This is a genomic window from Streptomyces sp. 147326, assembly GCF_045000215.1.
Taxonomy (GTDB): Bacteria; Actinomycetota; Actinomycetes; order Streptomycetales; family Streptomycetaceae; genus Streptomyces.
This window is the reverse complement of the sequence record NZ_CP134201.1, coordinates 4568187-4582748: the sequence shown is the minus strand read 5'-3', so window position 1 is coordinate 4582748 and position 14562 is coordinate 4568187. Positions and strand designations below refer to the sequence as shown.

General features: G+C 71.5%; 14 protein-coding genes. 12 read left to right on the top strand and 2 right to left on the bottom strand.

Annotated elements, in window-relative coordinates; genetic code table 11:
* Positions 1-68: 68 nt before the first annotated feature.
* Positions 69-1535 carry an aminopeptidase P family protein gene (locus RIU97_RS20710; protein WP_404958894.1) on the top strand — a complete coding sequence of 489 codons (1467 nt, stop codon included), beginning with the start codon at positions 69-71 and terminating at the stop codon, positions 1533-1535.
* 61 nt (positions 1536-1596) lie between these two features.
* On the opposite strand, the gene RIU97_RS20705 is transcribed toward RIU97_RS20710, so the two are convergent.
* A complete protein-coding gene (locus tag RIU97_RS20705) occupies positions 1597-2040 on the bottom strand; it encodes an ATP-binding protein (RefSeq protein WP_404958892.1) in 444 nt (147 codons plus the stop codon).
* Positions 2041-2260: 220 nt separating this feature from the next.
* Here RIU97_RS20705 and RIU97_RS20700 point away from each other — a divergent pair, with 220 nt between their 5' ends.
* From RIU97_RS20700 to RIU97_RS20660, 9 genes are all read left to right on the top strand, one after another.
* On the top strand, positions 2261-3103 hold the full coding sequence (locus RIU97_RS20700; protein ID WP_404958890.1) for a hypothetical protein: 843 nt from the start codon (positions 2261-2263) through the stop codon (positions 3101-3103).
* A 110-nt stretch (positions 3104-3213) separates the two neighbouring features.
* Positions 3214-3936: a YcnI family protein gene (locus RIU97_RS20695; RefSeq protein WP_404958888.1), complete on the top strand. Its 723-nt coding sequence runs from the start codon at positions 3214-3216 to the stop codon at positions 3934-3936.
* Positions 3937-4002: 66 nt separating this feature from the next.
* A complete protein-coding gene (locus RIU97_RS20690) occupies positions 4003-4656 on the top strand; it encodes an SCO family protein (protein ID WP_404958886.1) in 654 nt (217 codons plus the stop codon).
* Positions 4653-5132: a copper chaperone PCu(A)C gene (locus RIU97_RS20685; RefSeq protein WP_404958884.1), complete on the top strand. Its 480-nt coding sequence runs from the start codon at positions 4653-4655 to the stop codon at positions 5130-5132. Before RIU97_RS20690 ends, RIU97_RS20685 begins: the two co-directional genes overlap by 4 nt.
* 22 nt (positions 5133-5154) lie before the next feature.
* Complete coding sequence (locus RIU97_RS20680) at positions 5155-7179, top strand: copper resistance CopC/CopD family protein (protein ID WP_404958882.1); 2025 nt, start codon at positions 5155-5157, stop codon at positions 7177-7179.
* 5 nt (positions 7180-7184) lie between these two features.
* Positions 7185-8462, top strand: coding sequence for an iron uptake transporter deferrochelatase/peroxidase subunit (gene efeB / locus RIU97_RS20675; protein ID WP_404958880.1), 1278 nt, complete (start codon positions 7185-7187; stop codon positions 8460-8462).
* Positions 8463-8504: 42 nt separating this feature from the next.
* Positions 8505-9440 (top strand): prephenate dehydratase, encoded by a 936-nt coding sequence (pheA, locus tag RIU97_RS20670; RefSeq protein WP_327414957.1) that lies wholly within the window; start codon positions 8505-8507, stop codon positions 9438-9440.
* Between the two features lie 538 nt (positions 9441-9978).
* A complete protein-coding gene (gene serS, locus RIU97_RS20665; RefSeq protein WP_404958877.1) occupies positions 9979-11256 on the top strand; it encodes a serine--tRNA ligase in 1278 nt (425 codons plus the stop codon).
* On the top strand, positions 11253-12065 hold the full coding sequence (locus tag RIU97_RS20660) for an HAD family hydrolase (RefSeq protein WP_404958875.1): 813 nt from the start codon (positions 11253-11255) through the stop codon (positions 12063-12065). The genes serS and RIU97_RS20660 overlap by 4 nt, the downstream gene beginning before the upstream one ends.
* A gap of 138 nt (positions 12066-12203) precedes the next feature.
* Here the strand turns inward: RIU97_RS20660 and RIU97_RS20655 are convergent, their stop codons facing one another.
* Positions 12204-12746, bottom strand: coding sequence for a hypothetical protein (locus RIU97_RS20655; RefSeq protein ID WP_404958873.1), 543 nt, complete (start codon positions 12744-12746; stop codon positions 12204-12206).
* 163 nt (positions 12747-12909) lie between these two features.
* Between RIU97_RS20655 and RIU97_RS20650 the strand changes: the two genes are divergently transcribed.
* Positions 12910-13899, top strand: coding sequence for a sensor histidine kinase (locus RIU97_RS20650; RefSeq protein ID WP_404958871.1), 990 nt, complete (start codon positions 12910-12912; stop codon positions 13897-13899).
* Between the two features lie 10 nt (positions 13900-13909).
* The gene (locus RIU97_RS20645; RefSeq protein WP_404958869.1) at positions 13910-14554 is read left to right on the top strand and encodes a response regulator; all 645 of its coding nucleotides are present in this window, start codon (positions 13910-13912) and stop codon (positions 14552-14554) included.
* Positions 14555-14562 lie beyond the last annotated feature (8 nt).

Below are 14562 nucleotides of genomic sequence, written 5' to 3'. Positions count from 1 at the left end.
TCTCCGCACACGCATACGATGGATGCGGTCCACACCCAGGTCCGTACGGTCGTAGCTGAGGAGAAGACGTGGCTGACGAGCTCACCCCGGAGACCCCGGAAGAAGAGCAGCCCAAGAAGACGCACAAGCAGCGCAAGAACGGTCTGTACCCGGGCGTCAGCGACGAACTCGCCGAGAGCATGCGCACCGGCTGGGCCGACACCGAGCTGCACGGCCTGGAGCCCATCGCCCAGGCCGGGCACACCGCCGACCGGCGCGCCGCGCTGTCCGCGCGCTTCCCCGGCGAGCGCCTCGTCGTGCCCGCCGGCCGTCTGAAGACCCGCTCGAACGACACCGAGTACCCCTTCCGCGCCTCGACCGAGTACGCGTACCTGACCGGCGACCAGACCGAGAACGGCGTCCTGGTCCTGGAGCCCACCGGGGCGGCCGGGCACACCGCCACCGTCTACCTGCTGCCGCGCTCCGACCGGGAGAACGGCGAGTTCTGGCTGTCCGGCCAGGGCGAGCTGTGGGTCGGCCGCCGGCACTCCCTCACCGAGGCCGAGCAGCTCCTGGGCATTCCCGCCAGTGACGTGCGCGAGCTCGCCGGGGCCCTCACCGAGGCCGAGGGTCCGGTCCGGTGCGTCCGCGGCCACGACTCCGTGATCGAGTCCGCCCTCACCGACAAGGTGACCAAGGAGCGCGACGAGGAGCTGCGCGTCTACCTCTCCGAGGCCCGCGCCGTGAAGGACGCCTTCGAGATCGGCGAACTGCAGAAGGCCGTCGACTCCACCGTCCGCGGCTTCGAGGACGTCGTGAAGGTCCTGGACAAGGCCGAGGCCACCTCCGAGCGCTACATCGAGGGCACCTTCTTCCTGCGCGCCCGCGTCGAGGGCAACGACGTCGGCTACGGCTCGATCTGCGCCGCCGGCCCGCACGCCTGCACCCTGCACTGGGTCCGCAACGACGGCGACGTCCGCTCCGGCGACCTGCTGCTGCTCGACGCCGGCGTGGAGACGCACTCCCTCTACACCGCCGACGTCACGCGCACGCTGCCGATCAACGGCACGTACACCGACATCCAGCGCAAGATCTACGACGCGGTCCACGCGTCCCAGGAAGCCGGCATCGCCGCGGTGAAGCCGGGTGCGAAGTTCCGCGACTTCCACGACGCCTCGCAGCACGTGCTGGCCGAGAAGCTCGTCGAGTGGGGTCTGCTGGAGGGCCCGGTCGAGCGCGTCCTGGAGCTGGGCCTGCAGCGCCGCTGGACCCTGCACGGCACCGGCCACATGCTCGGCATGGACGTCCACGACTGCGCCGCCGCGCGCACCGAGGCGTACGTCGACGGCACCCTGGAGCCGGGCATGTGCCTCACCGTCGAGCCGGGTCTCTACTTCCAGGCCGACGACCTGACCGTGCCCGAGGAGTACCGCGGCATCGGCGTCCGGATCGAGGACGACATCCTCGTCACGGAGGACGGCAACCGGAACATGTCGGCCGGGCTGCCCCGCTCCTCGACCGAGGTCGAGGCCTGGATGGCGCGCCTCAAGGGCTGACGCCCGCGCCGGTTCGCTTCGGTGGGCGGGATTCCCTGCGGGGTCCCGCCCATCACCGTGTCTAGGACACCTTCAGCAGCGCGTCGTCGCGCCACTTGAGCATCTTGTCGAAGCTCACCACCGCCCCGCGGCCGGGCCGGTTGAGGAAGCGGACGTGGTCGGCGAGTTCGGCGATCAGGTCGAGGCCCCGGCCGTGTTCGGCCAGGGCGGGTCTGCGGCGGGCCTCCGTCGCGGGCGGGAACCCCGGGCCGGAATCGGTCACTTCGATGCGGCAGCAGTCCCCGTCCAGGTAGGCCGTGACGTGGTAGGCCGCGGTCTCGTCCGGAAGGTCACCGCCTCCGCCGTGCTCCACGGCGTTCGCACACGCCTCGCTCAGGGCCACCGAGAGGTCGAAGGAGATGTCCGGGTCCACCCCCGCGGTCTCCATGGTCCCCAGCAGCAGTCGCCTGGCGAGCGGCACGCTCGCGGCTTCGCGCCTCAAGTGGAGAGACCACCAGATGCTCATACGGTTACCTATTGCCGCCCGCGGGGGGCCGTAAGCGCCCTGCGGCCGTCCGGGACCGCATTGCCCTCGTTCGGCCGATGCGGCTCTCCCGGGGAGCGGTGTATGTCTCCCGGAGGCGCGCACCCGCCCGGGCCGGGCCGGTGTGCGCAGAGAGGACTCATACGGACCTTCCGGACCTGCCGTATGGACGCCCCAAGCGCAGTGCGATGATGGCCCGGCCATGTCTGACCCCCACGCGACGCACGCCGGAGCCGGCCTCCGGCTCATCCGGGCCGCGGTGTTCACCGCGGTCTGCGTCGTGCTGTCCGCGGCCGGGCACGCGCTGGCGTCCTGCGCCGCCGTGCCCTGGTGGTCCCTGTGCGCCGGCTTCCTCGCCGTCTTCGCCGTCGCGGCCGCGCTCGCGGGCCGCCGGCGCACGCTGCCCGGCATCGCCGCCGGACTCGCCACCGGTCAACTGGCCCTGCACGCTCTCTTCGGCCTCGGCCAGCACAGCACCGTGGCTGCGCCGGCACCGGCCGGCACCTCCGACGCTTCGCTCGCGGCGCTCGCCGCCCGGCTGGTCTGCGGGGGCAACTCCGTACCGCTCAGCCAGGCCGACGCCCGGCAGATCGTGGAGGCCGCGGGCCTGGACCCGGCCGCCCTGGCCCAGCAGGCCGGGCAGGTCGCACAGGCCGGGCAGGTCGCCGCGCAGGGACACAGCGCCCACGCGCACGTGGCCCAGGCCGCCACGTCGGCGCCTGCGGCCGGCCTGTTCAGCCCGGCCATGCTGATCGGCCACCTGCTGGCCGCGCTCGCCGCCGGCTGGCTGCTCGGCCGCGGCGACGCCGCACTCTTCCGGCTCGTGGAACTGTCCCGGCTCTCCGCCGAAGCCGCCCCGGTACGCCCGCTGCGCGCCGCACTGGCCTTCGTACGGGCCCTCGGCGCCGGTCTTCCGGGCGCCCCCGCCCGGCTCCCGCGGACCCTGCGCACCGGGGCCGACCCGGCCGCCTGCACCGGCCGGGAAGCACTCCAGCACACGGTGATCAGGCGCGGGCCGCCCACGGCCCTCGCCCTCGCAGCCTGACGCGGCACCCTCCTCCCCGGGACACACGGTGGGAGCACCGGTGCCGCGAACTCCGTGCGCGCCCGTGCGCGGATCCACCGTCACCACTGCTTCCGTGGAGTGTTTCTGCCATGAAGACCTCTCGCGTCTCCTTCGCCGCCGCCCTCGCCGCCGGCACCGTCCTCGTCCTGTCCGGTACCGCCTTCGCGCACGTCGGCGTGCAGCCCGTCGGAGAGGCCGCCAAGGGTGGCTACGCGACGCTCAACTTCAAGGTCCCCAACGAGCGCGACAACGCTTCGACGACCCAGCTCGAGGTCAACTTCCCGGTCGACCAGCCGCTCACGTCCGTCATGCCGCAGGACATCCCCGGCTGGACGTCCACCGTCGAGAAGACCAAGCTCGACAAGCCGCTGACCGTGCACGGCAAGCAGGTGAACGAGGTCGTCACCAAGGTGACCTGGACCGGCGGCAAGATCGAGCCCGGGAAGTTCCAGCAGTTCCCGGTCTCCGTGGGCAAGCTGCCCGAGAGCGCCGACCAGATGGTCTTCAAGTCCATCCAGACCTATGACAACGGCGAGGTCGTCCGCTGGATCGAGGAGGCCAAGGAAGGCGCCGCGGAACCGCAGACGCCGGCGCCCGTCCTGAAGCTGACCGCCGCGAAGGGCGACGACCACCACGGCGCCGCCAAGACCGACGAGGCGAAGAACGCCGAGAAGGACGCCGGGCACGGCCACGACGAGGCCGCCGCCGAGCACGGCTCCGACACCACCGCGCGCGTCCTCGGCATCGCCGGCATCGTCATCGGACTCGGCGGGGTCGCCTTCGGCGTCGCCTCGCGTCGCCGCTCCGCCTGACCTGCGGCGCCCGTCGGCGCCACCGCTCCGCATCCGAACCATCCCCGATCCCAGGGACTCCTCTCCATGCGCACCACACGTGTGACGGCCGCCGCTCTCCTCGCAGCGGCCGCCCTCACCCTCACCGCCTGCGGCGGTGAGTCCGCCAAGACCGGCTCGGTCACCCAGATCGCGGGCGGCCAGAGCAACGCCAAGGCCGCGACCGTCCTGGACCGCCCCTTCAACAAGCCGGAGCTCGTCCTCACGGACACCACCGGCAAGCCGTGGAACCTGCGTGAGCAGACCAAGGGCAAGCCGACGCTGATCTACTTCGGCTACACGAGCTGCCCCGACGTGTGCCCGCTGACGATGAGCAACATCGCCGTCGCCAAGAAGGCACTCCCCCAAGCCGACCAGGACAACCTGCAGGTCGTCTTCGTCACCACCGACCCCGAACGGGACACTCCCGAGGCCCTCGGCTCATGGCTCAAGGGGCAGGACCCGTCCTTCATCGGACTCACCGGGGATTTCGCCGCCATCCAAGCCGCCGCACGCACGCTCGGCATCGGTATAGAGGCAGCCAAGAAGGACGACAACGGCAACGTCGTCTCCATGCACGGCGCCCAGGTCATCGCGTTCTCGCCCAAGACCGACGAGGGCTACGTGCTCTACGGCGAGGGCACCACCGTCGACGACTACGCCAAGGACCTGCCGAAGCTCATCAAGGGGGAGAACCCGTGAACGCCCGCACCACCCGCACCCTCGCCGCCGCCCTCTCCCTGACGGCGGCCCTGGCCCTGTCCGGCTGCTCCGGCGACAGCGAGCCGAAGATGGCGGTCAGCGGCGCGTTCATGCCCCAGCCCGTGAACGACAAGATGGCCGGCGCCTTCATGGTCATCAAGAACAACACCGGGACCGCCGACAAGCTCACCGGCGCCACCTCCCCTCTCTCCGGCGATCTCCAGGTCCACGAGACCAGGGACCAGAAGATGCAGCAGGTCCAGTCGATGGACGTGCCGGCGAACGGTGAACTCCGGCTGGAGCGCGGCGGCAGCCACATCATGCTGATGGGGCTCAAGAGCACTCCGAAGGTCGGCGACAAGGTCACCGTCGAGCTCCGCTTCGAGAAGGCCGGCCCCGTCAAGGTCGAGCTGGATGTCAAGGAACGGACGTACGACGCACAGAATCCGAAATCCACGGCTGGCCAAGCCCACTGACGGACCGAGGAACTGACACGCCATGACGGCCACCGCCCCCTCCGCGGCCCGCGCCCCTGCCACGGCATTCCTGCCACGGCTCGCGCTGGTCCTCGCAGCCCTGCTGGCAACCCTGTTCACCGCGGCCTCACCGGCCGCGGCGCACGCCGCACTCACCGCGAGCGACCCCAAGGACGGGGCGGTGGTCGCCACGGCCCCCGCCCAGGTCACGCTCTCCTTCTCGGAGCAGGTCGCGATGGGCGACGACTCCATCCGCGTACTCGACCCCCAGGGCAGGCGGGTGGACACCGGCGAGCTGCGCGACATGTGCAGCGGGAACACCGTGCGCTACGGCACCGCCCTGCACACCGGCCTGCCCGACGGCACCTACACCGTCGCCTGGCAGGCCGTCTCGGCCGACAGCCATCCGATCTCCGGGGCCTTCACCTTCTCCATCGGCGCGCCCTCGGCCACCGATGTCACGCTGCCCACCGCGCAGGCGGGCGGCGGACCCGTGGGCATCGCGTACGGGATCGCGCGCTACGCCGCCTACGCCGGCTTCACCGTCCTCGTGGGCGGCGCCGCCTTCATCCTGCTGTGCTGGCGCCGGGGCGCCGCCGAACGGCCGCTCCAGAAGCTCGTCGTGCGCGCCTGGGTCACGCTGACCGTCGCCACCCTCGTGATGCTGGTGCTCCGGACCCCGTACACGGGATCCGGGAAGTTCGCCGACGCCTTCGACCTCGACGGGCTCAGGGCCGTGCTGGAGACCAAGACCGGCGCCTCGCTCGTCTCCCGGCTGCTCCTGCTGGGCGCCGCCGCTCTCTTCGTCGCGGTCCTCTTCGGTGTCTACGCGCGCCGCCTGCAGGGTGCCGGCCCCGAGGAGGAGGCCAACACGGAGGCGTCCGAGGAAGCCGGGGACACCAGCGACCTCACCTTCGGTCTGGCCATCGGCGGCGCCGTCGTCGCCGGCGGCATCGCGGCCACGTGGGCCCTCTCGGAGCACGCCTCCACCGGTATCCAGCCCGGGATCGCCATGCCGGCCGACATCCTGCACCTGCTGGCCGTCGCCACCTGGCTCGGCGGTCTCACGGCGCTGCTCGTCGCCCTCCACAAGGTCCCGGGGATCGAACGCGCGGCTGTCCGGCGCTTCTCCACGGTCGCCTTCGTCAGCGTCCTGGTGCTCGCCGTCACGGGCGCGTACCAGTCCTGGCGCCAGCTCGGCAGCTGGTCGGCCCTCACCGGCACCGACTACGGGCGGCTGCTGCTCGTGAAGGTCGGCCTGGTCGCCGTCCTCCTCGGCGCCGCCTACCTGTCCCGGAAGTGGACCGCGCGGCTCGCCGACACCCCCGAGGCAGCCTTGGACGCCGCCGCACCGGCCACGGAGGCAGGCAAGCCGGGCGATGTTTCACGTGAAACAAGCTCCGAGACCTCCGACGACCTCGACGGCTCCGATGTTTCACGTGAAACAGAGCCCGTCACCGTCCCGGCGGATCCGGAGCGCGCCGCGCAGCTCGCCCGGCAGCGCGCCGCCCGTGAGAACGCGCGCGAGAAAAGGGTCCGTGACGCCGATCCCCACCGGGCCGGCCTGCGCCGCTCCGTCCTCGCCGAAGCGGGCATCGCCGTGATCCTGCTCGCCGTCACCACGGTTCTCACCAGCACGGAGCCCGGGCGCACCGTGGAGCAGGGGGCCGGCCGCGGCGGTTCCAGCGCCACCGCCGTCCCCGACCGCGCCGTCAAGATCACCCTGCCGTTCGACACCGGCGGCCAGAACGGCAAGGGGTCCGTCCGGCTCGAGCTCGACCCGGGCCGGGTCGGTGCGAACACCCTTCACCTCTGGGCCGACTCCGGCGACGGCAAGCCCTTCGACCTCCCCGAGATCAAGGTCGCCTTCACCCTGCCGGCCAAGGACATCGGCCCCCTGCCGCTCGTCCCCGACCAGGCCGCCCCCGGGCACTGGACCGCATCCGGCGTCCAGCTCCCGCTCGCAGGCGAATGGCGCATCGACGTGACCGTCCGCACCTCCGACATCGACCAGACCACCGTGCAGAAGACTGTGAAGATCGGCTGACCAGCGTGACCGACAGCAACCCCGACATCGAGATCTCCCGGCGCAGGCTGCTGGGCACCGTCGGCGCCGCGGGCGCCGCCGGACTCGCGCTCGGCGCCGCCGGTGGCGCCCTCGCGCACTCCGCGCTCGCCGACTCCGGGAGCGGCTCCGCCACGGGCGCCGCCGGAAGCCTGTCCTCCCTCGGCGCCACCCAGGTGGCCTTCCACGGGGACCACCAGGCCGGCATCACCACGCCCCTGCAGGCCAAGGGGCACCTCGTCGCTTTCGATCTCACCCCCGGGGCGGGCCGTACCGAGGCCTCCGCACTCCTGCGACGGTGGTCGGACACCGCACGGCGGCTCATGGCGGGCGAGCCTTCGGCTACCTCCGACAGCGGCATCGCCCTGGATGCCGGCCCGTCCTCCCTCACCGTCACCTTCGGCTTCGGCCACTCCTTCTTCGAGCGCACCGGCCTCACCGCCCGCCGCCCCGCCGCCCTCGACCCGCTGCCGGACTTCTCCTCCGACCGGCTCGACGCCCAGCGGAGCAACGGCGACCTGTGGGTCCAGATCGGCTCGAACGACGGACTCGTCGCCTTCCACGCCCTGCGCGCCCTGCAGAAGGACGCCGGGGACGCCGCCCGCGTCCGCTGGCAGATGAACGGCTTCAACCGCTCCCCGGGAGCCACCGGCACCCCGATGACCGCCCGCAACCTCATGGGCCAGATCGACGGCACCGGCAACCCGAAGCCCTCGCAGCCCGACTTCGACAAGCGGATCTTCGTCCCCGCAGCGGGCCCCGGACCGGCCGAGCACGCCTGGATGGCCGGGGGCTCGTACGCCGTCGTACGGCGCATCCGCATGCTGCTCGACGACTGGGACAAGCAGTCGCTCGCCCAGCAGGAGCAGGTCATAGGCCGTACCAAGGCCACCGGTGCGCCCCTGACCGGCGGCACGGAGACCACCGAGATGGCGCTCGACAAGTTCGGCGCCGACGGCAAGCCGGTCATCCCGTCCAACGCGCACGCCCGGATCTCCGCCCCCGAGCAGAACGGCGGGGCGGCCATGCTGCGCCGTCCCTTCTCCTTCCACGACGGGATCGGCTCCGACGGCGCCCCGGACGCCGGGCTCCTCTTCGTCTGCTGGCAGGCCGATCCGCTGCGCGGGTTCGTACCCGTACAGCGCAAGCTCGACCGCGGGGACGCTCTGTCGGAGTTCATCCGGCACGAGTCCAGTGGTCTGTACGCGGTTCCGCCCGGCCCCCGCAGCGGCGAATACGTGGGACAGCGGCTGCTCGAAGGATGAACAGGACTCCGGTGGGCGGGACCCCGGCATTACGCTGATCACATGTCAGCCACCCGCTTCACGTATCTCGGTCCCGAGGGCACTTTCACCGAGGCCGCCCTGCGCACCCTGCCGGAAGCCGCGACCCGGGAGCTCATCCCGATGGTGTCGGTTCCGGCCGCCCTGGACGCCGTGCGCAACGGCGAGGCGGCCGCCGCACTCGTCCCGATCGAGAACTCGGTCGAGGGCGGGGTCACCGCCACCCTCGACGAGCTGGCCTCGGGCGAGCCGCTGATGATCTACCGCGAGGTGCTGCTGCCCATCGCCTTCGCGCTGCTCGTGCGGCCCGGGACGTCGTTGTCGGACGTCAAGACCGTGACGGGTCACCCGGTCGCCCAGCCCCAGGTGCGCAACTGGTTGCGGGCGAACCTGCCCGACGCGGTGTGGGAGTCGGCCGCCTCGAACGCCGACGGCGCCCGGCTGGTCCAGGAGGGCCGCTTCGACGCCGCCTTCGCGGGCGAATTCGCCGCGGCCACGTACGGGCTCGTCCCGCTGGTCACCGAGATCCACGACGCGGAGAACGCCGAGACCCGGTTCGTGCTCGTGGGACGCCCCGCGCGGCCCGCCGCGCCGACCGGCGCCGACAAGACCTCCGTCGTGCTGTGGCTCGGCGACGACCACCCGGGTGCGCTGCTGGAGCTCCTCCAGGAATTCGCGGTCCGCGGGGTCAACCTGATGCTGATCCAGTCCCGTCCAACGGGACAGGGCATCGGCAACTACTGCTTCGCCGTCGACGCCGAGGGCCACATCTCGGACCGGCGGGTCAGCGAGGCGCTCATGGGCCTCAAGCGGACCTGTCCCCAGGTCCGCTTCCTCGGGTCCTACCCGCGCGCGGGCGTCGCTCAGAGTGATGTCAGGGCGCCTCGGGCCGGAACCTCCGACGGTGACTTCACGGACGCCTCCGACTGGCTGACTCGTTGCCTCGACGGCCGGGCGTAGGGCTCGTCCACTGCCCCGTCCCACTGTCCACAGAGTTATCCACAGGATGGGATGGGGACCTGGGGACAAGTCGACAGAGTGGCACGACAAGGTCGACAAATCGGTCGGGTGGCCCAGGTTTCGCGCTGGGGGGCGGAAGGTGAACGGTGTCACCCCCGTATCACCGATCAACTCTTTGGGGCGAGCCATTCCCACCCGAATGAGTGTGTGAGGGCGGTTTGAACCCTGATTCGCCTCGGCCATCGACCGATCAGGAATGATCTATTCCTGTGTCCACAGATGCAGCACACAGCCTGTGGATAAGATGCCGGCCGCGGTAATTCCTGTGGACAAGAACCGCCTCCGGCCCTGCTCAGGGCCCGCCCGGCTGTCGGCATTGTGCCCCTTTTCGGGGAATGGGGCCGGTTTTATTGACGGCCCGAGAAGGGGCACTTCCGGTCACCGATCAAGACTTATCCATTCGTTGCAATTAGGACATAGCGACACGCAGCGTGATATCGGTGTGATCCCAGGAAGCCCAGCCCGGTAGCCTGGAGGGGTGATTGACCTCCGGCTGCTCCGTGAAGACCCTGACCGTGTCCGCGCCTCGCAGCGCGCCCGTGGAGAGGACGTCGACCTCGTCGACGCACTGCTCTCCGCCGACGAGCGCCGCAGGTCCTCAGGCATGCGCTTCGACGAACTGCGCAATGAGCAGAGGTCCCTCGGCAAGCTCATTCCGAAGGCCTCCCCGGAGGAGCGGGCCGAGCTGCTGAAGACGGCCGAGCAGCTCAAGCAGGACGTCAAGGCCGCCGAGGCCGAGCAGAACGAGGCCGACGCCGCCGCCAAGCAGCTCCTCCTGCAGCTCGGCAACATCGTCCACGAGGACGTGCCGGTCGGCGGCGAGGAGGACTTCACCGTCCTGGAGACGCACGGCACGATCCGCGACTTCGCCGCCGAGGGCTTCGAGCCCAAGGACCACCTGGAGCTCGGCGAATCGCTGGGTGCCATCGACGTCGAGCGCGGCGCCAAGGTCTCGGGCTCGCGCTTCTACTACCTGACCGGTGTGGGCGCCCTGCTGGAGCTGGCGCTGGTCAACGCGGCCATCGCTCAGGCCACCGAGGCCGGCTTCATCCCGATGCTGACCCCCGCGCTGGTACGCCCGCGCGCCATGGAGGGCACCGGCTTCCTCGGCCAGGCCGCGGAGAACGTCTACCACCTGGAGAAGGACGACTACTACCTGGTCGGCACCTCCGAGGTCCCGCTCGCCGCGTACCACATGGACGAGATCATCGACGCCGACAAGCTGCCGCTGCGGTACGCCGGCTTCTCGCCGTGCTTCCGCCGCGAGGCCGGTACATACGGCAAGGACACCCGCGGCATCTTCCGCGTCCACCAGTTCGACAAGGTCGAGATGTTCTCGTACGTCGCGCCGGAGGAGGCCGAGGCCGAGCACCAGCGCCTCCTGGAGTGGGAGAAGCAGTGGCTGACCAGCCTGGAGCTGCCGTTCCAGGTGATCGACGTCGCCACCGGTGACCTGGGTGCCTCCGCCTCGCGCAAGTTCGACTGCGAGGCGTGGATCCCGACCCAGGGCAAGTACCGCGAGCTGACCTCCGCCTCGAACTGCAACAGCTTCCAGGCCCGCCGCCTGTCGATCCGCTACCGCGACGGCAAGAAGACCCAGCCGCTGTCCACGCTCAACGGCACCCTGTGCGCCGTTCCGCGCACGATCGTCGCGATCCTCGAGAACCACCAGCAGGCCGACGGTTCGGTACGGGTGCCCCTGGCGCTCCGCCCCTACCTCGGCGGCCGCGAGGTCCTGGAGCCGATCAACAAGTGAGCCCGGCCCCGTTCCCGTACAAGCTCGTCGCCACCGATCTCGACGGCACGCTGCTGCGTGGTGACGACACCGTCTCGGAACGTACCCGTGAGGCGCTCGCCGCGGCCACCGCGGCGGGCGCGGCGCACATCATCGTCACCGGCCGTGCCGTGCCCTGGACCCGGCACGTGCTGGACGATCTCGGCTACAAGGGGATCGCCGTCTGCGGGCAGGGCGCGCAGGTCTACGACGCGGGTGCGCACCGGCTGCTGACCTCGGTGACGCTGGACCGGCAGCTGGCCGGTCTGGCGCTGGCGAAGCTGGAGGCCGAGATCGGTCCGCTGGCGCTGGCGGCCAGCCGGGACGGGGTGGACGGCGAGGTCCTGTTCGGGCCCGGGTACCAGGTGCAGGAGGGCCTCCCGGCCCTCTACCTGGAGGACACCGCCGCGGTGTGGACGGCTCCGCTGAACAAGCTCTACATCCAGCACCGGGAGCTCGACGACGACGCGCTCGTCAAGGCGGCCCGGGAGACCGTCGGCAGCCTGGTCGACATCGTCATGGCGGGTCCCGGGATCGTCGAGATACTGCCGCTCGGCCTGACCAAGGCGACCGGCCTGTCGCTGGCCGCGCGCCGGCTGAAGGTGAAGGCGGCAGAGACGATCGCCTTCGGCGACATGCCCAACGACATCCCGATGTTCGGGTGGGCCGCGCACGGGGTGGCGATGGCCAATGCCCATGCGGAGCTCAAGGCGGTGGCCGACGAGGTGACGACCTCCAACGAGGAGGACGGCATCGCGGTGGTGCTGGAGCGTCTGCTGGGCGCCGCGTAACCGGTACGGACGTACGAGAGGTCCGGGACAGCCCGCGCCGCGAGGCGCGCTCGAAGTGGCTGTCCCGGACCTTTTGTTGCTCCCCGCACGACTCACTCTGCCCCGGGCGGAAGTCCCGTACCAGCGAATTTCTGCGCATCAGCCGTGAATCCGGCGGCGCCGCCAGTAGGCGACGGTGAGGACGGCCAGCAGCGGACCCCAGAGCAGCAGGGGCACGTAGGACAGGTTGAAGATCCACAGGGCCGGCCCGGTGGGCGCATCGGGATTCGCGGCGTTGACCTCGTTCCAGGTCGAGGCGCCGAGGAGCGTGATGCCGGTGAGCGCGATCGCGCCCAGCGCCGCGGGCACCACCGCCATCAGGGGATGGAACCGGCGTCCGCCCGCCCAGGGGATCCAGCGGGGCAGCTCCTCGCCCCAGCGCTGGACCAGCCCGAGGCTCAGCAGGCCCAGGCACTCCTGCAAGACGCTGACGAAGATCAGGACCAGGGATGCCCGGCCCGGGTAGTACGCGTGGTGCAGATCGCTGCCCGGGCCCCAGCCCATGGGCACGCCCGCCGCGACCACGAGCCGCCAGACACAGCTGGGGAGCACCGTCAGCGAGGCGAGTCCGGCGAGCCGGCGAAGCCGGGGGGAGACTCCGGGCACGGTGCCCGAAGCGTGTGCGACAGCGTGGGCGGTCATGGTCCAAGTCCTGTCCGGGAGAGGCTGGTTGATGACTCAAGCCTCGTCGGCCGAGGCGTTCGCGACCATCCGCCGATCAGCAGGTCGGCGGCCCGGCCCGGTCGGCGCGTCTGTGCCGACCGGCAGATGGCCGGACGGCGTCGTGCGCTCGTAAGGTCGGCTCATGACCGTCAACCTTCGTGCCGTGTATGCCCCGTTGCTGACTGCGGCGGCGCTGGTCGGCATGGCCGCCGCCGTCCTGCGGGTGTCCCCGTCGTGGCTGCTGCTCTGGGAGGCTCCTCTGCTTCTCCTGCTGGCCCTGGTGGCCCGCTGGTCGCCGGTGCGCTCCGCGACCGTCGCGGGCGCCCTCGGCGTAGCGGCCGTGGCGCTGTGGCCCGTCCCGCTGGTGTGGGAGAGGGGATCGTGGCTGGAAGCCTGCGGGGCGGCGGCGTTCTGGGCGCTGCCCGCCTTGGGGGCGGTGCTGGCCGGCGGCTATCTGCGCCGCCAGGCGGGCCGGATGCGGCAGGCCGTACGGGATGCGCGGCGCGACCAGCAGCTGGAACTGGCCCGGGACCTGCACGACTTCGTGGCGCACGACGTGAGCGCCATCGTGGTTCAGGCCCAGGCGGCCCGCTTCGTGGCGGCGCAGGACCCCGGCCACGCGGTCCGCGCGCTGGAGCGGATCGAGACGGCGGGGCTGAGTGCACTGGCCTCGATGGACCGGACGGTGCACGCGCTGCAGGAGGCCGCGGGCGGGCCGACGACCCCGGTTCCGGGCCTGGCCCAACTGCCGGAGCTGGTAGAGCGGTTCGAGGGCGGCGCACTGGACGCCGACCCGGAAGCCCTGCGGGAGCTGTCGCGCGAGGCGGACACCACGGCGTACCGGGTGGCCGTCGAGGCGCTGACGAACGTACGCCGGCACGCGCCCGGAGCCGCCGTGGTGCAGGTCGCCGTACGCCGGGCCGGGGCGGGCATTGAGCTCAGCGTGGCCAATTCCGCGGCGCCCCGGGGCGCGGGAGGGCTGCTGGCACGGCGGAGGCGGGGCGGCACCGGGCTGGCCGGCCTGCGCGGGCGGGTGGAAGCGGCGGGCGGGCACCTGCGGGCCGGGGCGGACGCGGACGGCGGGTGGCGGGTTCACGCCGTCTTCCCGGCGGAGGAGCCCCTTCCCGGGTGATCATGGCCGAGTGACCACACGCATCCTGATAGCCGATGACCAAGAGGACATACGCAGCGGTTTCCGGCTGATCCTCGATTCCCAGCCGGACATGACCGTCGTGGGGGAGGCGGCGGACGGGGAGCGCGCGGTGGCGCTGGCCCGGGAACTGCGGCCCGACGTGGTGCTGGCGGACATCCGGATGCCACGGCTGGACGGGCTGGAGGTGACCCGTCTGCTGGCCCCCGAGACCCGGGTGGTGGTGGTGACCACCTTCGACCTGGACGAGTACGTGCACACCGCCCTGCGCAACGGGGCCTGCGGGTTCCTGCTCAAACGGTCCGGGCCGGCCCTGCTGATCGAGGGGGTCCGGGCGGCGATGGCCGGGGACACGCTGATCAGTCCACAGATCACGGTGCGGCTGCTGAGCCGGCTGACGGAGGCGGGGCCCGTCGCCCGTCGCGCGCCGCATCCGCTGACGGAGCGGGAGCTGGACATCGTGCGCCTGGTGGCACGGGGGCTGACCAACGCCGAGATCGGGGCGGAGCTCTTCATCAGCGCGGGGACGGCCAAGACCCACATCGCGAACGTCCAGGCCAAGATCGGGGCCAGGAACCGGGTGGGGATCGCCGCGTGGGCATGGGAGCACGGCGTGGCGAAAGCAGAGACCGACTAGGCATGTTT

Coding starts and splice junctions, on each gene's coding strand:
- RIU97_RS20705 (WP_404958892.1), bottom strand. CDS start 2,040: ATGAGCATCTGGTGGTCTCTCCACTTGAGGCGCGAAGCCGCGAGCGTG.
- RIU97_RS20700 (WP_404958890.1), top strand. CDS start 2,261: ATGTCTGACCCCCACGCGACGCACGCCGGAGCCGGCCTCCGGCTCATC.
- RIU97_RS20695 (WP_404958888.1), top strand. CDS start 3,214: ATGAAGACCTCTCGCGTCTCCTTCGCCGCCGCCCTCGCCGCCGGCACC.
- RIU97_RS20690 (WP_404958886.1), top strand. CDS start 4,003: ATGCGCACCACACGTGTGACGGCCGCCGCTCTCCTCGCAGCGGCCGCC.
- RIU97_RS20680 (WP_404958882.1), top strand. CDS start 5,155: ATGACGGCCACCGCCCCCTCCGCGGCCCGCGCCCCTGCCACGGCATTC.
- pheA (WP_327414957.1), top strand. CDS start 8,505: ATGTCAGCCACCCGCTTCACGTATCTCGGTCCCGAGGGCACTTTCACC.
- RIU97_RS20655 (WP_404958873.1), bottom strand. CDS start 12,746: ATGACCGCCCACGCTGTCGCACACGCTTCGGGCACCGTGCCCGGAGTC.
- RIU97_RS20650 (WP_404958871.1), top strand. CDS start 12,910: ATGACCGTCAACCTTCGTGCCGTGTATGCCCCGTTGCTGACTGCGGCG.